An 18,172-nucleotide genomic window follows, 5' to 3' on the forward strand; every position below is an offset into this window, starting at 1 on the left:
GTGCCTCGTAGGCGCGGGGAGGGTGGAAGCGAACGCGCGGACTTCGTCGCCGGTGACCATGCCGGCCACATCGTCGCGCGCGGAACCGGCGGCGCACCATCCCCGGGTGCGCCGCCGGTCCCGGGTCACGCCCGGCAGTTCCGCCCGCGGTTCACGCAGTTCACCAGGCCGTTCATGATCCGCTGCGACATCACGTTGGCGAAGTCGTCGTGGTCGGACAGCGGGTTGTGCTTCTCCTGCGGGAAAGCGTCCACTTTGTACTGCTTCTTCTGCTGGACGTCCCGCGGGATGTCGTAGGTCAGCGAGATCTGCAGCTGCGGCACCGCCTTGAACCCGTTGCCGCACCGGCCGAAGCGGTCCGGGAACACGATGTGGGTGCGGTGGTTGGCGCTGTCGGTGTTCTTGCCGTCCCAGCAGCTCGGGAACGTGTGGATCCGCTTGACCTTGCTGCCGTCGGGGCAGATCGGGTACTTGTCGGTGACGCGGTTCTCGAACCCGGTGCACGTCCAGCTCGCCTTGGCGTTGGCGGGCCCGTTGGTCGAGACCTTCGCGTCGCCGTAGAGCACGCGCAGGAAGCGCGGCATCGCCACCACCTTCCCGACCGGGCTGCCGCGGAAGGTGATCTGGACGCGCTGCGGCCGCAGGATCTTGCCGTCGTTGCCGGGCAGCTCGTTGTTCTCGTCCTGCCCGGGCAGCGTGCTGGCGGGAGGCGTGGTGCTCGGCGGCGTCGGCGTCCCCGTGTCCTTGCCCGGCTTCGTCGCGCACGGCGCGAGACCGCCGAGATCGCCGGGCTTCTGCGTGAACCGGCCGATCGCGGTGGCGATCCGGTCGATGATCGCCTGGCGGCGGTCCTTGAGCGGGTTCAGGATCGCGTTGCGCACGAAGTCCTGGCCGCCCTGGCCCTGCGTCGCGGCGATGCGCTGGTTGGCCTCGTCGGCCTGGCTGTCGAGCTGGTCGAGGTTGCTGTCCACTTCGGCCATGGCCTGGTCCGGGATGTCGGTGAGCTTGCTGGCGACGTCCGGGCACGCGACCTGGACGGTCTTCGCCTCGCGGTCGGCCTGCGCCCGGTCGCCGTCGGGCACCTTGGCGGGCTCGTTCTTCTCCTCTTCGCCGGTGTCGATGCGGACCACGGGCCAGAAGTAGGCGGACTTGTCGCCGTTGCGGCAGGTGGTCCCGGCCTTGACCAGGCTCTTGTTGTTCGAGTCGGCGTTCGTCGACAGGTTGCCGACGTAGTCGTGCAGGTGCTGGGCGCCGTTGCGGATGCCGGGCTGGGCGATGAAGTTGTCCGGGTTGAAGTGCTGGTTTTCGTTGCGGCCGCAGTCGACGGTGAACGTGCCGGTCGCCGCGCCGCTGACCGGGCGCGGGTCGAACTGGTTCGGCTTCACCTTCAGGATGTCGACGAAGAACGCGGGATTCGCTTCGTCGGCGCTGGCTTCACCGGTGTTGCCGGTGGTCGTGGCGACGACGATGCCACCGACCGCGATCGCGAGGGCGAGGCCGCCGGTCGCGATCTTCGTCCGGCGGGAAAGGCGATGCCGTCCTTGGGTGCGGGACATGGGAAAATCCTCCGGGGTGTCGGGCTGGCGGGAACGCGCGACACTGAGCCGGGACGAGCCCAGGCTCGTCCCGATCAGGCGGGGTTCTTGCGGGATGTGTCGGCAGGAACGAAACCCGGCTGGTCCACTGACCCGACATCAGTGGGTGCGCGACTCACCTGCCCGTGGCCGCGCCGTCAACCGGCTGGTTATCGTTCCGTTATGGAACCTACACGGGCGTTTGACACCGGGCAAGAAGTTCTTTTCGCCGTTACGAACCGTCAGGCCGGGTTCGCGTTTCCGTAGTGGAAGAGGGGTCTGACCTGGGGATCTCCGACGTCGGCCGGACTCGTGGAAAAAACTTTGAACCGAAGTGAACCGGCATCCGTATCCCTCGGTGAGGCCTGGGGAATGCGCGCGGTCCGGCCGCTCGCCGGGAATTGCCGTGAAATGGGTGAATGGCGACCTGAATCACCGGTTCACGACACCGGACCGGCGAAAGCCGCGGCGATGACCGAGACCGCTTGGCCGACCGGCCGCCCGGCGGTGTCGACGACGAGCCGGTCGCGGCTCCACGGCTCGTACTCGCGGGCCACGATCTCGGCCCAGGTGGGCGGGACGAGCCCCGGGATGCCGGTGTCGCGGGTCTCCGCCCGCCGCCGGTGTTCGGCCGGGTCCGAGCAGACGATTTCGGTTTCCAGCACCCGCGCCCCGGCCTCGGTACCCGTCGCCCGCCAGGCGTCCCGGGTGACGGCGAGCGGGTTGACGCACTCGGCGATCACGCTCACCCCGGTGCGGAGCAGGTCGGCGGCCACCTCGCGGGCGACGACGTAGCCGACCGGGCCCAGTGGCCGGCCGAGCGCCGTGCTGCGCAGGATCGCCTGCTCGATCGTGTCGACCCGCAGGAAGGCGAAGCCGGTGCGGCGCGCCAGTTCCGCGGCGACGGTCGTCTTCCCGGTCGCGGGCAGGCCGCCGACGACGATCAGCAGCGGGGACACCGGAGCATGATCGCACGCACGGTCAGGAGGCGGCGCCCCGGTGTTCGAGCAGGCTGCGCCGCAGGGTCGCCAGGGCCCGGTGCTGGGCGACGCGGACCGCGCCGGCGCTGCCGAGGCCGACCGCGGCGGCCGTCTCCTCCGCCGTCATGCCGAGGATGATGCGCAGGACCAGGATTTCGCGCTGGCGCGGCGGGAGCGTGTCGAGCAGCCCGGTGGACCAGTCGAGCGCCGCGGAGCGCTCGGCCTCCTCGCCCGTCGGGTCCGCGCCGCCCGATCGGCCGGTCGGGGGTTCGGCGACCGGGCTGGTGCGGTCCCGCGCCCGGCGGCGGTGGAAGTCGGCCACCTTGTGCGCGGCGATGCCGAAGACGAACGGCACGAAGCTGTCGGCCGGGTGCCGGTACTCCGGCAGGGCGCGGACGATCGCGAGCAGCACGTCCTGGGCGCAGTCCTCGGCGTCCGACGAACCGTCCTGCCAGGTGCGCAGCCGGCCCAGGCAGTAGCGGAAGACGACCGGGCGCAGCGCGCGCAGCAGCCCGGCCACCGCGGCGCGGTCGCCCTGCACCGCCGACCGGACGAGCGCCGGGTCGAGGGAGAACGTCGCCGTGGGCGTGGAACCACCCTCGGCGGAGTGCGGCGGCATCGGTCCTCACCCCCTCTTCCTGCGTATCTCGGCGACGGACGGTCACGACGCTAGGTCACTCCGCGTGGCCGTCACACCGGCCGGGCGGCCGTCCCGAACGGGGTCTTCCGGCCCTGGCCGGAAGCGGCCCGATGTGCCGGGCCGCCGCGGCCGCGGGAGCCGGGCCGAACGGCCCTATCGAGGGACCGGGCGCACCGATCACGCTGGTGGCCGGGGAATTCACAGGACGAACACAGGGACGAGATGGTGGACGACGTGGGCTTCGGGCTGCTGCTCGACCGGCAGCAGTGCCTCGCCTTGCTGCGGACGGCGAGCCTCGGGCGGGTGATCTACACCCACCGGGCCATGCCGGCGGTGCGTCCGGTGCGCTTCACGGTGGTCGACGACGCCGTGGTGTTCGCCGTCCCGCCCGGCAGTGCCTTGTACGCGGGCGCGCGCGACGCCGTCGTCGCGTTCGAAGCCGACGAGATCGCCGCCGACCTGGGCGCCGGCTGGTACGTCAGCCTGCTGGGCCGCGCCACCGAGTCCGGTGCGGTCGACCTCGGCGAGCTCTCCTGCCCGTGCCCCGCGCCCGGCCGCACGAGCCACCGGTTCCTGCGCGTCCCGGCGGAGACCATCAGCGGTCACCGCATCGCCTGCCACGCGGAGTGATCCCGCGAACGCCGTAACGGACCGGCTCCCGGCATCGACCCACCGGATGGACGAACCGGATTGGGCCGACACGGGCAGTGGCCTGTGGGACCCTTGACCGTCCGGGGCAAGCCCGGGATACAAGCGGAGCCAGCGGGGTCGAGGGGACGTGGCGGACGAAATCAGCATGCCGGCGATCCTGGCGGCGGTGGGCGGCATCGCCCGCGAGCTGGAGCTGCCCGCGCTGCTGGACCGCGCGGTGACGGCGGCGTGCGAGCTGCTCGGCGCCCGGCGCGGCCGCCTGGACCTGGCCGAGGGCGGGATCGCCGAGTACGGCCGGGGCGCGCTCGGCGCCGGCGCGGTCGAGCTGCCGGTCCGCGCCGGAACGCAGACGTTCGGGACCTTGACCGTCGAGCCCGGCGCCGGGGGCGAGTTCGGCCGCCGTGAACGTGAGGTGCTCGGCGCGCTCACCGCGGCCACCGGGATGGCCGTCGAGAAAGCCCTGCTCGTCGACCAGATGCGCCGCCGCGAACGCTGGCTCGAGGCGTCCTACGACGTCACCCGCGCCCTGCTCGCGGCCCAGAACCTGCGGGACACGCTGCGACTGGTCGCCGAACGCGCCCGCGTCGTCGCGGGCGGGACGGCCGGCGCGATCGCCCGGCCCGACGGCCCAGGCCGGCTCGTGTTCGACGTCGTCGAGCCGCCGGGCGAGGACGCCGACCGCCTGACCGGCCTGACCGTGCCGACCGAGGGCACCGCCACCGGGATGGCGTTCACCACCCGGCGCCCGGTCGTGGTGCGCGACTACGGCGAACACGTGCAGGAGCAGCAGCGCGACCACGACGGGCCGATGCCGGCGATGATCAAGGACCTGGACTCGGCGATCTCGGTGCCGCTGATCGTCGGCGAGGAGACCCTCGGGGTGCTGGTGGTCGCGAAGTTCCGCGACCGCTCCCCGTTCACCGACTCCGACGTCCAGCTGGCCGAGACCTTCGCCGGGCACGCCGCGCTCGCCGTCGAGTTCTCCCGCGCGCAGGAGGCGCGCCAGCAGCTGGCGGTGTTCTCCGACCGCGACCGGATTGCCCGCGACCTGCACGACCTGGTCATCCAGCGGCTGTTCGCGACGGGGCTCGGGCTCGAGGGCGTCAGCAGGCTGATCGCCGACGCCGGGGTCGCCGCGCGCGTGGCCGGGTTCGCCCAGGACCTCGACGGCACGATCCGGGAGATCCGCAACAGCATCTTCTCGCTGCAGGCGCCGGCGCAGGCGCAGGGCAGCCTCCGCGCGGAACTGCTGCGGGTGGCCGTGGACGCCCGGGACGCGCTCGGCTTCGAGCCGCGTGTCGGCTTCGACGGGCCGCTGGACGCCGCGGTCCCGGACGCGGTCCGCTCCGACCTGATCGCCTCGCTGCGCGAAGCGCTGACGAACGTCACGCGGCACGCCGGGGCGAAGTCGTCGTCGGTCGAGGTCACTGTCAACCAGCACGGCCGGCTCGGCCGCCGCCTGACGCTGGTGGTGCGCGACGACGGGACCGGCCCGCCGCCGGAGGCGGGCCGGATCAGCGGCCTGGCCAACCTCGCGTCCCGGGCGGCCCGGTGGGGCGGCCACTGCGTGCTGACGGCGGGCGAGGACCGCGGGTCGCGGCTGGAATGGACGGCAGAGCTGCCGGCGATGACCGGCGAGCAGGGGAGGGGACGATGACGATCTCGGTGTTCCTGCTGGACGACCACGAGCTGGTCCGGACCGGGCTGAAAACCGTCTTCGAGCCGGAAGCCGACATCGAGGTGGTCGGGGAGGCGGGGACGGCGGCCGAGGCGCTGGTGCGGATCCCGCAGGCCCGCCCGGACGTGGCCGTCCTCGACGTGCGGCTGCCCGACGGCGAGGGCGTGGCGGTGTGCCGGGAGATCCGGTCCACCGTGGACCCGCCGCCGGCCTGCCTGATGCTGACGTCCTATTCGGACGACGAAGCGCTGTTCGGCGCGATCATGGCGGGCGCGGCCGGGTACATGCTCAAGCAGGTGTCCGGCCGGTCGCTGGTCGAGGCCGTCCGCACGGTCGCCGCCGGCGGCTCGCTGCTGGACGCCACGCTCACCGCGTCGGTGATGAACAAGCTGCGCGGCGAGAACGTCGCGGCCCCGGACCCGCGGTACGAGCAGCTGAGCCCGCAGGAACGGCGGGTGCTGGACCTGGTCGCGGAGGGCCTGACCAACCGGCAGATCGCCGAGCGGCTGTTCCTGGCCGAGAAGACGGTGAAGAACTACGTGTCGTCGGTGCTGCACAAGCTCGGCGTCGAGCGGCGCACCTCGGCCGCGGTGTACATGTCCCACCGGCGGGCCGAACCGGGCCGATCGGGCTGAATTCCGGGCTGTTCGGACGAAACCGGTGCGGCGTTCGACGTATCCAGCCGCCGATGGAGTACACCTGTCGGGTGACGCACGAATTGGCGTGCGCGGCAGAGGGGACGACATGACGGGGTTGTCGGGCGGGGACTACGTCACGCGGCAGATCCGGGCACTCGCGGACGCGGTGCGCCGCGAAGGGGCCGGTGGTGTCGGTACGCACAGCTTCCAGCTGGCGGAGCACCTGGCGGCGGAGGGTGGCGTCCACCGCGGCGACATCATGACGGCCACGGCGACGCTGCTGGCGATGACGGCCTGGTGCGACGGCGAGGCGGAGGCGGCCCGCCGGTTCGCGGAGCTCGCGGGCGAGCACGACGAGGAATCACGCGAGCTGGTGACCCACCTGCTCCGCCTGGAGGCGGGCGCGGACCGCGGCTGGCTGCCGCGGGACCAGGCGCAGGCGCTGCTGGAGTACGCCCGCCGGGAACGCCGCGGCGACCTGGCGACCCGCGTCCGCGCGATCGCGGCTCCCCGTCGCGGCCGGCACCGGCGGGACAACTGAGCCCGGCTCAGTCCCCCAGCGGCCGGGCCGGGTCGGCGAGCCGGTCGGCGTCCACGGTCCGTCCACCGAGGATCAGTTCGCGCACCGCGTCGAGGCCCTCGTCCCACTTGTTCACGTGCAGTCCCGCGACCACCCGGCCACCGGTCAGCCAGAACGCGTGGAACGCTTCGGCGTCGCCGCGGGTGACGACGCGGTCGTAGCCGCCCGGCGGGAACCAGCCGGTGAACTCCATGCCCGCGTCGTACTGGTCCGAGAAGAAGTACGGCAGGTCGTCGTGGACCACTTCGCGGCCGAGCATCGCCAGTGCGGCCGCCGGGCCGCCGTTCGCCGCCGCGGCCCAGTGCTCCACGCGGACGCCACGTCCGTAGCGCTCCTGCCACACGCTCGCGACGTCGCCCGCCGCGAAGACGTCCGGGTCCTCCGTGCGCAGGCCGGCGTCCACGAGGACGCCGTCGTCGACGGCCAGGCCCGCGTCGGCGGCCAGCTGCGTCTCGGGCCGGGCGCCGATCCCGACGACGACCACGTCGGCCGGGATCTCGCCGTCGTCGGTCAGCACCGCCGAGACCGCGGAGTCCCCCGCGAAGCCCGTCACGCCGGTGCCGAACCGCAGTTCGACGCCGTGGCGGCGGTGCAGGCCGGCGAAGAACCCGCCCACCTCCGGCCCGAGCGTGGCGTGCAGCGGGGCCGGTCCTGGCTCGACGATCGTCACCGGGCAACCGTGGTGGCGCGCGGCGGCGGCCGTCTCCAGGCCGACCCAGCCGGCACCGGCCACGACGACCCGGCCACCGGCGGCCAGCGCGTCGCGCAACCGGTCGGCGTGCGCGAGCCGGCGCAGGTAGTGGACGCCGTCGAGCTCGTTGCCGGGCACCCGCAACCGCCGCGGCGACGCCCCGGTCGCCAGCAGCAGCTTCGTGTACCCGAGGCGTTCGCCGCCGGCCAGTTCCACCTCGTGCGCCGCCCGGTCCAGCGCGGTCACCCGCCGGCCGGTCAGCACCTCGATGCCGTGGTCGACGTACCACTTCTCGTCGTGGACGAACACCGAAGCGCGGTCGTCCTGGCCGAGCAGGTACCCCTTCGACAGCGGCGGCCGCTCGTAGGGCAGGTCCGGTTCGGCGCCGACGATGACGACGCGCCCGTCGAACCCCTCGGCACGCAGGGTTTCCGCGGCTTTCGCGCCGGTCAGCCCGCCGCCGGCGATGACGAAGGTGGCCATCACGCGCTCACCCCGGTCAGCGCGAAGAACTCCTGCCGGGTCTTGGGTTCCTCCCGCAGCAGGCCGTGCAGCGCCGACGTCACGGTCAGCGCGCCGCTCGCCCGCACCCCGCGCAGGGACATGCACAGGTGCTCGGCCTCGATCACGACGCCGACGCCCTTCGGCGTCAGGTGCTCCTGCAGCCAGTCCGCGACCTGCTTGGTCAGCCGCTCCTGCACCTGCAGGTCGCGCGCGAACATCTCGACGACGCGGGCGAGCTTGGACAGCCCGAGGATCCGCTCGCCGGGCAGGTAGCCGACGTGGGCGACGCCGCGGAAGGGCAGCAGGTGGTGCTCGCACAGCGACTGCACCGGGATGCTCTTCGCCAGCACCAGCTCGTCGTAGCCCTCGTCGTTGGGGAAGGTCGTCAGCCGGAAGTCGCGCGGCTGCAGCATTTCCGCGTAGGCGTGGGCCACCCGCCGCGGCGTGTCGCCGAGGTGCTCCGACGACGGGTCCTTCCCGAGGGCCCGCAGCAGGTCGGCGACCGCGCGCTCGGCCGCGTGCAGGTCGACCGAGCCGCGGTCGTGGACGACACCGAGGTGCCGCAGCGGGACCGGGGTGCTGACGGGTTCGACGGTCACGGGGGTGCCTCCTTCTAAAAGCAACTCGGACCGACGTTAGAAGCTCCCGGGGGTTTTCGTCAACAGGTGTTTGTTTTAGAATGCCGTGATGCAGGAAACCCAGGCGCTGGCCGCGGCCGCAGCCCTCGACGAGCCGACCCGGCGCCGGTTGTACGAGTACGTCGTCCGCCGCCCGGAGCCGGTGAGCCGTGACGACGTCGCCGCCGCCCTCGGCGTCCCCCGGGCGACGGTCGCGTTCCACCTCGACCGCCTGGTGGAGGAGCGGCTGCTGGCGGTGGGCCACGAACGCCGCACCGGCCGCACCGGCCCGGGCGCGGGCCGTCCGGCGAAGCTGTACCGGCGGTCGGACCGCCAGGTGAGCATTTCCCTGCCCGAGCGCCAGTACGAGCTGGCGGGCACGCTCCTGGCGGCCGCGGTGGAGGAGGCCGACGAAACCGGCGGTTCCCCGCGCGAGATCCTGACCCGCCGCGCGCGCGAGCGCGGGGCGGAGCTGGCCACCGGCGGCCGCGACATCGTCGGCACGCTGGAGGAGAACGGCTTCGAGCCGCGCCTCGAGGACGGCGAGGTGGCGCTCGCCAACTGCCCGTTCCACCGCCTGGCCCAGGTCCACACGCGACTGGTGTGCGAGATGAACCTGGGGCTGGTCGAGGGAATGCTGACGGGAGCGGGGGAGAACGGCTGGCGGGCCCGGCTGGACCCGCACCCGGGCTCGTGCTGCGTGCGCCTCGCCCACGACTGACGCTCCACCGGCCAAACCGAGCGCCCCGAGGTGGCCTCGGTCGCGTTCAACGCACCGAAGGCCACCTGGGGGCGCAGGGCTCGTTACGGCGAGTTCGTCACTTCGGCGGGACCTCGCCGAGCCGCCCGGTCACCGCGGTCGTGATCGCGCTGGCCCCGAGCTGCGTGCCCGGCTTGATCCACGGCTGGTCGGGCTCCGCTCCGGCGATCGTGCGCTCGCCGATGAAGCCGCCGGTCGCCGGGTCGATGATCAGCTGCCGGATCTCGTGCCGGTCGTCCAGTCCGAGCGCGACACCGGTGCGGCCGTCCAGGTTCGTCGATGCGGCCTGCACCGTGATGCCCGGGATCTTCGCCAGCGCCCGGTACCACTGCGCCCGCAGCTGTGCCGGCATCTGCCCCGCGCGGAGGATCTCGATGCCGAAGTGGAACATCACCGACGGCGTCGAGCCGCGGCCCTTCGTCAGCTGCTGCAGCTTCGCGTACAGCGCCGCCGGGTCGTGCGGCAAGGCCGCGTAGAACACCGGGCTGTCCCAGTCGCTCCTGTCGCCGCACTTCTTCGCCGGCTTGGACTCCGGGAAGAAGTCGCCGCAGCGGCCCTGCCACTGGCCCTGGTCGGTGTTCGTGATCTCCGGCTCCGGGGCCTGCGACTGCGGCACCGAACCACCGAGGAACTTGCCGGTGCCGAGGATCTTGCGGGTCTCCTGCCAGACGTCGTGCTCGTCGGCCGGGATCCAGCGGTCGACCTCCTGCTCCCACAGGTAGGTGTAGCCGGTGCTGTCGCCGGTCTGGACGCCGCGCTGCACCCACGTGTGCTCGCCGACGTACCGGAACTGTCCCGGCCCGACGGGCTGGTCGGCCGCGCCGACGGCCAGGTCCGCGGCCCGGGTCAGCACCTGGACCGCCGACATCAGCCGGACGTCCGGGGCGGCCGCCGTCGGGACCGGAGTGGTGGTCCGGACCGGTGGCGCGGCCGCCGGGGCGGGCGCCGGAGCCGCCGGGCGCTGCTGCTGGACGACGACGGCGGTCACCGCCACCACGCCGGCCACCGCGGCCGCGGCCGGCAGCGCGAACCGGCGAAGGCGCTTCGGGCGCAGCGGGACGACGTCGGCAACGGCACCGGCGTCGAGCTCGGCCAGCAGCCGGGCCCGGGCCGCGGACAGGTCGGCCGGCGCGGTGCGGGCGTCGCGGTGGAGCAGCTCGAGGGTCTCGTCGAGCTCGTTCATGACTGGTTCTCCTCGGTGGGGACGAGCAGGGACTGGAGCCGGTGGCGCACGCGGTGCAGGCGCGAGCGCACCGTGCTCGCGGGCACGCCGAGCGCCTCGGCGACCTCGGCCGGCTCGAGACCGGCCCAGGCGGTGAGCAGCAGGACGTCACGGTCCTGTTCGGACAGTGCGGCGAGTTCGGTGGCGAGCAGCCGCAGCCGCGCCGCCGCGTCGACCCGGCCGGCGACCGCGGTGTCGTGGTTTTCGGCGGGGCGGTCCTCGGCACCCGCCTTCGCGGTCAGCTGGAACCCGCGGACCTCCTGGCGCACGTGGTTGCGCAGCAGGTTGGTGGCGATGCCGTAGAGCCAGCCGCGGATCGGCGCCTGCTGCGGGTCGTAGCTCGTCCGTCTTCGGAGCGCGACGACGAACGTCTCCGCCACGAGGTCGTCGGCGACGTGCACGCCCACCCGGCCCGCGAGGTAGCCGCGCAGGGGAGGGGCGTACTCGTCGAAGAGCCGCGCGAAGATCTCCCGGGGATCCCGTGCGGCGAGGTCGGGCCGGTCCAGCCGTTCGACGATTCTGGTCACGGTACTGGTTGTCCCGGCCTGCCGCCCGCGTCCCCGGTCGCCCGTCCGGATGAGACGCACGCCACATCCGTGGAACGGCCCGGCCCGCTGCGGACAACAGCCGGTATGCGCAGAGGGAACGAGGTGCTGCTCGCCGCGACGTGTGCCGGGGCGGTGGCGGTGATGCTGGTGGTGGCCGCCGCGGTGCGGCCGCCGGGCCCCGCCGAGGCACGGCCGTTCCCCCCGCCCCCGCCGGCCCTGACGACGAGCGTGGCCACCACGGCGACCGCGGCGCCGCCCGGGACACCCGTGGCCTCGCTGCCCACCGGCGCCGCGCTCGCGCACCTCGTGCCCGGGAAGCTCAGCGTGCTCGTCCACGACCGCCGGACGGGCCGCGACCTCGTCTCCCACCAGCCGGACGCCACGTATCCGGCCGCGTCGCTGGTCAAGCTGCTGATCGCGCTCGAAGCGCTGCGCCAGGGGGAGCCGGCGGGCGTGGTCGCGGAGCTGCTCTCGCGCAGTGACGACGAGGTCGCCGGCCGGCTGTGGGCGCAGCTGGGCGGCCCGGCGATCGTCACCGGCTGGGCCGCGCGGATCGGCCTGACCGCGACCCGCCCGCCCGCCGATCCCGGTCACTGGGGCAGCACCCTGGTCACCGCCGCCGACGTCGTGCGGTGCTACCGGTACCTCCTCGACGCCGCGCCCCCCGCGACCCGGCAGATCGTCCTGCGGGCCCTCGAAAGCGCGGCCCGCCGCGGCGCGGACGGCTTCGAGCAGCTCTTCGGCGTCCCGGCCGCGGTCACCGCCACCGACTGGGCCGTGGACCAGGGCTGGTCCTGCTGCGACCCGGACCGCACCCTGCACGCCACCGGGGTGGTCGGTGACCGGCGGTACGTCGTGGTCGTGCTGACCGCCCAGCCCGCCGCCGCGAGCTGGGCGGTCGCCACCCGGCGCGTCACGGCGGTCGTGAAAGCGCTTGCTGGTCCGCTCGGCTGGTCCTGACCCGGCGCGGGACGTCCGGAAGGCGCCGATTCGGCGGTACCGTCTCGTCCGTGGGGACACGGTACGAGATTCAGGGGGCCAGGGTGGTGGACCGGGCGAAGCCGGGGGAGCAGACGAGAACCTCTCCGCCGGGGCTGCGGCAGCCGAGCCTGGCCGACGTCGCGGGCATGGCGGGCGTCTCGCACATGACCGTTTCGCGCGTGGTCAACGAGAGCGGGCCGGTGCGCCCGGAGACCCGCGAACGGGTGCTCGCCGCCGTGCAGAAGCTCGGGTACCGGCCCAACACCGCGGCGCGGGCGCTGGTCACCGGCCGGTCGGGCACCCTCGGCGTGGTCGCGCTCGAGTCCAATCTCTACGGACCGGCGAGCACGCTCTACGGCATCGAGAACGCGGCCCGCGAGGCCGGGTACGGCGTCGCGATCTGCAGTGTGACGCGGCCCGGCCGGACGTCGATCGGCGACGCGGTGGAGAGCCTGCGGCGCCAGGCGGTGGAGGGGATCGTCGTGATCGCCCCGCACGTCACGGCCGACCGGGCGCTCGACGCGGCGCCCGCGGACATCCCGCTGGTCGCGGTCGGCGGCGGCGATTCGGCGCCGGTGCCGGTGCTCTCGGTCGACCAGTACGACGGTGCCCGCCGCGTCACCGAGCACCTGCTGTCCCTCGGCCACCGGACGGTCTGGCACCTGGCCGGGCCGGAGGACTGGCTGGAGGCCCGCGACCGCGAGCGCGGCTGGCGCGAGACCCTGGAGGGCCGCGGCCTGCGCGTGCCGGCGGTGGTGCGCGGTGACTGGAGCCCGCGGTCGGGCTACGAGGCCGGCCGTGCGCTGGTCGGCAAGCGAGGGCTCAAGGCGGTGTTTTCGGCCAACGACCAGATGGCGCTGGGCCTGCTGCGGGCGTTCACCGAGGCGGGCATCCGGGTGCCGGAGGACGTCCACGTCGCCGGGTTCGACGACGTCCCGGAAGCCGAGTACTTCACCCCACCGCTGACGACGGTGCGCCAGGACTTCATCGAGGTCGGCCGCCGCACGTTCGGGCTCCTCGAAGAGCGGATGGCGGGCGGCGACGCGGGGGCGAGGCACCTGGTGCCCGCGGAGCTGGTCGTGCGCGAGAGCACCCGGCCCCGCTGACGCGACAGCCGTGGCCCCCGGCCCCCGGCCGCGAGTGCAGTGAATGACTCATTCCTGGCGTCCGACACAGTGAATGAGTCATTCGCGACATTCAAGGCAGTATGTTAGCGCTAACAATACCTCGGCACTGATCCATCTTGGTGTTGTATCTTGACGACTTCTGTGCGGTCGGCAAAGGTTCGTGTTCGATTGTGGTCCCCGCCGCTCCAGGAGGCCCCCGCATGCGCGCCGCCCGCCGTTGCCGGACGCTGTTCACCGTCCTTCTTTCCGTCCTGCTCGCCTTCGCCGGAATCGCCGTCCCGCAGGCGGCGGCCGCCCCCGCGGCTCGGCCCGCCCACACCGTCACCTACGACGGCTACTCCTTCCTGGTCGACGGGAACCGGACCTACCTGTGGTCCGGCGAGTTCCACTCCTACCGCCTCCCCAGCCCCGACCTGTGGCTCGACATCTTCCAGAAGATGAAGGCGGCCGGCTTCAACGCGACGTCGCTCTACTTCGACTGGGGCTACCACTCGCCGAAACAGGGCGTCTACGACTTCACCGGCATCCGGGACCTCGACAAGCTCCTCGACATGGCGCAGCAGGCCGGCCTCTACGTCATCGCGCGGCCCGGGCCCTACATCAACGCCGAAGTCGACGGCGGCGGGTTCCCGACCTGGCTGTCCACCACGCCCGGCCACACCCGCAGCGCCGACCCGGTCTACCTGAAGTACTCCGACGAGTGGCAGACGCAGATCGACCGCATCATCGCGCGCCACCAGCTCACGAACGGCACCGGCAGCGTGCTGGCCTACCAGGTCGAAAACGAGTACTACAACGGCAACGCCGACGGCCGCGCCTACATGCAGCACCTGGAGGACAAGGCCCGCGCCGACGGCATCACCGTCCCGCTGGTCGGCAACAACAACGGCACCTTCAACGCCGGCGCCGCCGCGCTGGACGTCGACGCCGCCGACTCCTACCCGCAGGGCTTCGACTGCTCGAACCCGGCCAAGTGGAACGGCGTGCCGGACATCAGCTACGACCACGTCCCCGGGAAGCCGCTGATCACCGCGGAATTCCAGGGCGGCGCCTTCGACCCGTGGGGCGGCCCGGGCTACGAAAAGTGCGCGCAGCTGATCAACGACCAGTTCGCGAACGTCTTCTACAAGCAGAACATCGCCGTCGGCGCCACCGGCCAGAGCTTCTACATGCTGCACGGCGGCACGTCCTGGGGCTGGAGCGCGATCCCGCAGAACTACACCTCCTACGACTACGGCGCGGCGATCACCGAGGCGCGCCAGTTCGACCCGAAGTACGCCGAAGACAAGCTGATCGGCTACTTCACCCAGTCCGTCGCCCCGCTGACCAAGACCGACGGGCTCGCGGGCGCGCCGCTGACCGATCCGGCGCTCACCGACACCGCGCGGATCAACCCCGACACCCGCACGCAGTTCCACACCCTGCGGCACAGCGATTCGACGTCGACCGCCACGAACACCACCGCCGTCGCGCTCGACCTGGCCGCGCACGCCGGCTACACCTACGACGACCGCGCGGCCGAGGTCGGCTACACCGGCACCTGGAGCCACGTCGGCCCGGAGGTCAACTACACCGGCGGCGACTACCAGCACACGGAGTCGTTCTCGAACGTCACCGGCGACAGCGTGAGCATCCCCTTTACCGGCACCGGGATCCGCTGGGTGACGTCGAAGGACCCGAGCCACGGCATCGCCGACGTCTACCTCGACGACGCGAAGGTGTCGTCGGCCGACCTCTACGCGGCCGGCAAGCAGAACCAGGTCACCGGCTACGAGGTCCGCGACCTGCCCGCCGGGCCGCACACGCTGAAGATCGTCGTCACCGGGCAGAAGAACGCGAAGGCCACGGCGCCGTACGTCGTGGTGGACGCCGTCGACCTGCTGTCGGGCAGCACCGATTACTACCCGGTCGTGCCGCAGCAGCCCGGCACCGGCGTCACGCTGAACGGACGGCAGTCGAAGATCCTCGTCGCCGGTTACGACCTCGGCGCCACGCGGATGCAGTATTCGACGTCGGAGATCATGACGAGCGCTGCCATCGGCGGCCGGGACGTCGCGGTGCTCTACGGCGACCACGGCGGGCCCGGCGAGACCGTCCTGCGGTTCGCGAAGCAGCCGGCCGTGCAGGTGCTCGACGGCGCGGCGACGTCCACCTGGGACGCCACCCGCGGCGACCTGCGGCTGAACTACACCCACGACGGCCTGGCCCGCGTGCTCGTCACCGCGCCGGGCGCGCGGCCGCTGCTCCTGCTGCTCGCCGACAAGGCGACGGCGGCGACGTTCTGGCGCCAGGACACCGCAGCCGGCCCGGTGCTGGTCCGCGGGACCCACCTCGTCCGGACCGCGGATCAGGGGTACGGGCTGCTGTCGCTGACCGGCGACACCGGCACCGACGGTGCGTTCGAGGTCTTCAGCGCGGCGAAGGCGGTGCTGTGGAACGGTTCCTGGGTGCCGGCGAAGCCGACCTCCAGCGGCAGCCTCACCGGGACCGCGCCGGCCGCGAAGGCCGTGACGCTGCCCGCCCTGACCGGCTGGAAGCACCAGCAGGAGTCCCCGGAGAGCCAGCCCGGCTTCGACGACTCGGCGTGGCCGGTGGCCGACAAGGAAACCACCAACAGCTCGACCGCGCTCGGCACGAAACCCGTGCTCTTCGCCGACGACTACGGCTTCCACACCGGCAACACCTGGTACCGCGGGCACTTCACCGGCGACGGCAAACAGACCGGGATCACCCTGGCCAGCCAGAGCGGCGGCCCGGCCGGGGCGTTCTCGGCGTGGCTCAACGGGGTCTTCCTCGGCAGCTCGACCAGCCCGCAGCACACCTTCACCTTCCCCGCCGGGTCGCTGCACCAGGGCGACAACGAGATCTCCGTGCTGACCGTGAACATGGGCCACGAGGAGGACTACGGCGCCAGCAACGGCAACAAGGCCGCCCGCGGGCTCACCGCGGCGCGGCTGACCGGCGCCGCGCTGACGTCGGTGACCTGGCGCCTGCAGGGCGTCCGCGGCGGCGAAACCGGGCTCGACCCGGTGCGCGGCCCGCTCAACACCGGCGGCCTCTACGGCGAGCGCGCGGGCTGGTCGCTGCCCGGGTTCCCGGACCGCGGCTGGGCGCCGGCCGCGCTCCCGGCGAAGGACACGACCCCCGGCGTCTCGTGGTACCGCACGACGGCGGACCTGGATCTGCCGCGGGGCCAGGACACCTCGCTCGGCCTGACCATCACCGACGACCCGGCGCGGCAGTACCGCGCGCTGATCTTCGTCAACGGCTGGCAGCTCGGCCAGTACGTCAACTACCTCGGACCGCAGCACAGCTTCCCGATCCCCAACGGCATCCTGAATCCGAACGGCCGCAACACCATCGCCGTCGCGGTGTGGAACCTCGACGGCAGCACCGGCGGCCTCGGCGCGATCGCCTGGACGAACCACGGCAGCTACCGCTCGCCGCTGACCGTCCGGCAGAACGCCTCGCCCGGCTACGACCCCGTGCGGTACGCGATGCCGCCGGCGCCCACGGCCGGGGTGTCGCTGACCGCGCCGGACACGGCGTCGGGCGGGCAGCCGTTCACCGCGTCGGCGACCGTGCGGGTGCCGGCGGGCGCGCCACCGGCGTTCGACGTCAAGCCGGCGCTGAGCGCGCCGGCCGGGTGGGCGATCGGCGGCGCGTCACCGCCTTCGGTCGCGCGGATCGACGGCGGCAAGTCGGCCACCTTCTCCTGGACCGTGACGCCTCCCTCCACTGTGGACACGGCCGCGCTGAAGGTCGCGGTGGCCTACCGGCAGGCGGGGCGCCCGGGGTCGGTGACCGGGGAACGGATCGTGGGGGCGGTTCCCCCGGCGCCGCCCGCGGGTCAGGTGGCGGTCAGCTCACTGCCGTTCCTGACCGCCACCAACGGCTGGGGCCCGGTCGAACGCGACACGAGCAACGGCGAAGCGAACGCGGGCGACGGCAAGCCGATGACCATCGGCGGCGTGGCCTACGCGAAGGGGCTCGGCGTCCACGCGGCGAGTGACGTCCAGCTCTACCTGGCGGGCGCGTGCACCCGGCTGACGGCTTCGGTGGGCGTCGACGGCGAGACCGGCACCGGCGGCAGCGTGCGCTTCGGCGTCTCGGCCGACGGCGTCACCCGGGTGACGACACCGGTGGTCCGCGGTGGGCAGGCGGCGGTCCCGGTCGACGTCGACGTCACCGGGGTCCAGGTGCTCGACCTGCTGGTGGACGACGGTGGTGACGGCAACGGGCAGGACCACGCGGACTGGGCGGTGCCGACGCTGACCTGCGTCACGCCGCCCGCCCGGTGACCGCGGGCAGCGGCCGGAGCACGAAGGTGGCGCGGACCTCCCGCCGTTCGCGCCACAGGTGGTACAGCGCGATCCCGAAGATGATCGAGCCCAGCACGTTCGCGGTGAAGTGCCACCAGACGCGGTAGGTGCTCAGCCCCGGGCCGGGGTCCACGAGCCCGAAGAACGTGGACAGCCCGATCGCCCGGGGCGCGCCGAACGCGACCGACAGCGTCAGGACCAGGTGCTCCAGCCCGTGCAGGCCCTGCATCCAGACGCCCATCCTCGCCCAGCGGCGGGCGCGGGTGCCCAGTGCCCGCCGCGTGATCACCATGACCCCCGCCAGGCCGGCGAGGAAGAGGAAGTTGCCGGTGAGGTGCAGCAGCTCCATCCCGAACGCCGGCCGGCCCGGGAGCACCAGCTGCAGGCCGTTCGCCAGGCCGGCGCCCCACGGCGTCATCCAGGCCGGGGCGTTCGGGTGACCGAGCCAGTACGCGACCTGGGCGACGTGCTCCTGGACGTGGCCGAGCTGCCCGAGGACGCCGAAGCCGATCACCGCGACCGAGCCGCGGTACACCCAGGGCCGCACCGGCCCGCGGCCGGCGTACGCGAGCACGCCGACCGCCGTCCACATGGCCAGTGCCCAGAGCACCAGCAGCACCGCGCCCGCGGTGTCCCACCCCGACATCGGCATCGCCATG

General features: G+C 73.0%; 16 protein-coding genes. 8 read left to right on the forward strand and 8 right to left on the reverse strand.

What is annotated here, in order from left to right; genetic code table 11:
• Positions 1–125: 125 nt before the first annotated feature.
• The 3 genes from QRY02_RS11120 to QRY02_RS11130 form a co-directional block, all read right to left on the reverse strand.
• The gene (locus QRY02_RS11120) at positions 126–1,556 is read right to left on the reverse strand and encodes a DUF1996 domain-containing protein (protein ID WP_285991439.1); all 1,431 of its coding nucleotides are present in this window, start codon (positions 1,554–1,556) and stop codon (positions 126–128) included.
• Between the two features lie 458 nt (positions 1,557–2,014).
• On the reverse strand, positions 2,015–2,533 hold the full coding sequence (locus QRY02_RS11125) for a P-loop nucleotide/nucleoside kinase family protein (RefSeq protein ID WP_285991440.1): 519 nt from the start codon (positions 2,531–2,533) through the stop codon (positions 2,015–2,017).
• A gap of 22 nt (positions 2,534–2,555) precedes the next feature.
• Entirely contained in the window at positions 2,556–3,173 is a 618-nt protein-coding gene (locus QRY02_RS11130) for a sigma-70 family RNA polymerase sigma factor (protein WP_285991441.1), read from the reverse strand.
• 243 nt (positions 3,174–3,416) lie between these two features.
• On the opposite strand from QRY02_RS11130, the gene QRY02_RS11135 reads away from it, so the two are divergent.
• From QRY02_RS11135 to QRY02_RS11150, 4 genes are all read left to right on the forward strand, one after another.
• Positions 3,417–3,824, forward strand: coding sequence for a pyridoxamine 5'-phosphate oxidase family protein (locus QRY02_RS11135; protein WP_285991442.1), 408 nt, complete (start codon positions 3,417–3,419; stop codon positions 3,822–3,824).
• Between the two features lie 166 nt (positions 3,825–3,990).
• Complete coding sequence (locus QRY02_RS11140; protein WP_285993813.1) at positions 3,991–5,502, forward strand: GAF domain-containing sensor histidine kinase; 1,512 nt, start codon at positions 3,991–3,993, stop codon at positions 5,500–5,502.
• A complete protein-coding gene (locus tag QRY02_RS11145; RefSeq protein ID WP_285991443.1) occupies positions 5,499–6,158 on the forward strand; it encodes a response regulator in 660 nt (219 codons plus the stop codon). Before QRY02_RS11140 ends, QRY02_RS11145 begins: the two co-directional genes overlap by 4 nt.
• 109 nt (positions 6,159–6,267) lie before the next feature.
• A complete protein-coding gene (locus QRY02_RS11150) occupies positions 6,268–6,702 on the forward strand; it encodes a hypothetical protein (RefSeq protein WP_285991444.1) in 435 nt (144 codons plus the stop codon).
• Positions 6,703–6,709: 7 nt separating this feature from the next.
• On the opposite strand, the gene QRY02_RS11155 is transcribed toward QRY02_RS11150, so the two are convergent.
• A complete protein-coding gene (locus QRY02_RS11155) occupies positions 6,710–7,915 on the reverse strand; it encodes an NAD(P)/FAD-dependent oxidoreductase (protein ID WP_285991445.1) in 1,206 nt (401 codons plus the stop codon).
• Positions 7,915–8,535, reverse strand: a complete 621-nt coding sequence (folE, locus tag QRY02_RS11160) for a GTP cyclohydrolase I FolE (RefSeq protein ID WP_285991446.1) — start codon at positions 8,533–8,535, stop codon at positions 7,915–7,917. Before folE ends, QRY02_RS11155 begins: the two co-directional genes overlap by 1 nt.
• Before the next feature lie 88 nt (positions 8,536–8,623).
• Between folE and QRY02_RS11165 the strand changes: the two genes are divergently transcribed.
• Complete coding sequence (locus tag QRY02_RS11165; RefSeq protein WP_285991447.1) at positions 8,624–9,274, forward strand: helix-turn-helix transcriptional regulator; 651 nt, start codon at positions 8,624–8,626, stop codon at positions 9,272–9,274.
• A 97-nt stretch (positions 9,275–9,371) separates the two neighbouring features.
• Here the strand turns inward: QRY02_RS11165 and QRY02_RS11170 are convergent, their stop codons facing one another.
• Both QRY02_RS11170 and QRY02_RS11175 read right to left on the reverse strand, forming a co-directional pair.
• Positions 9,372–10,496 (reverse strand): CU044_5270 family protein, encoded by a 1,125-nt coding sequence (locus QRY02_RS11170; RefSeq protein WP_285991448.1) that lies wholly within the window; start codon positions 10,494–10,496, stop codon positions 9,372–9,374.
• On the reverse strand, positions 10,493–11,062 hold the full coding sequence (locus QRY02_RS11175) for an RNA polymerase sigma factor (RefSeq protein ID WP_285991449.1): 570 nt from the start codon (positions 11,060–11,062) through the stop codon (positions 10,493–10,495). The genes QRY02_RS11170 and QRY02_RS11175 overlap by 4 nt, the downstream gene beginning before the upstream one ends.
• 105 nt (positions 11,063–11,167) lie before the next feature.
• Between QRY02_RS11175 and QRY02_RS11180 the strand changes: the two genes are divergently transcribed.
• The 3 genes from QRY02_RS11180 to QRY02_RS11190 all read left to right on the forward strand — a co-directional run bounded on the left by QRY02_RS11180 (position 11,168) and on the right by QRY02_RS11190 (position 17,492).
• Entirely contained in the window at positions 11,168–12,043 is an 876-nt protein-coding gene (locus QRY02_RS11180; RefSeq protein ID WP_285991450.1) for a serine hydrolase, read from the forward strand.
• An 83-nt stretch (positions 12,044–12,126) separates the two neighbouring features.
• The gene (locus QRY02_RS11185) at positions 12,127–13,170 is read left to right on the forward strand and encodes a LacI family DNA-binding transcriptional regulator (protein WP_285993814.1); all 1,044 of its coding nucleotides are present in this window, start codon (positions 12,127–12,129) and stop codon (positions 13,168–13,170) included.
• 221 nt (positions 13,171–13,391) lie between these two features.
• Positions 13,392–17,492, forward strand: coding sequence for a beta-galactosidase (locus tag QRY02_RS11190; RefSeq protein ID WP_285991451.1), 4,101 nt, complete (start codon positions 13,392–13,394; stop codon positions 17,490–17,492).
• Here the strand turns inward: QRY02_RS11190 and QRY02_RS11195 are convergent.
• Positions 17,473–18,171, reverse strand: a complete 699-nt coding sequence (locus QRY02_RS11195) for a DUF6008 family protein (protein ID WP_285991452.1) — start codon at positions 18,169–18,171, stop codon at positions 17,473–17,475. The two genes, QRY02_RS11190 and QRY02_RS11195, sit on opposite strands and share 20 nt — an antisense overlap.
• Between the last annotated feature and the right edge of the window lies 1 nt (position 18,172).

This window comes from Amycolatopsis sp. DG1A-15b (genome assembly GCF_030285645.1).
Lineage (GTDB): Bacteria > Actinomycetota > Actinomycetes > Mycobacteriales > Pseudonocardiaceae > Amycolatopsis.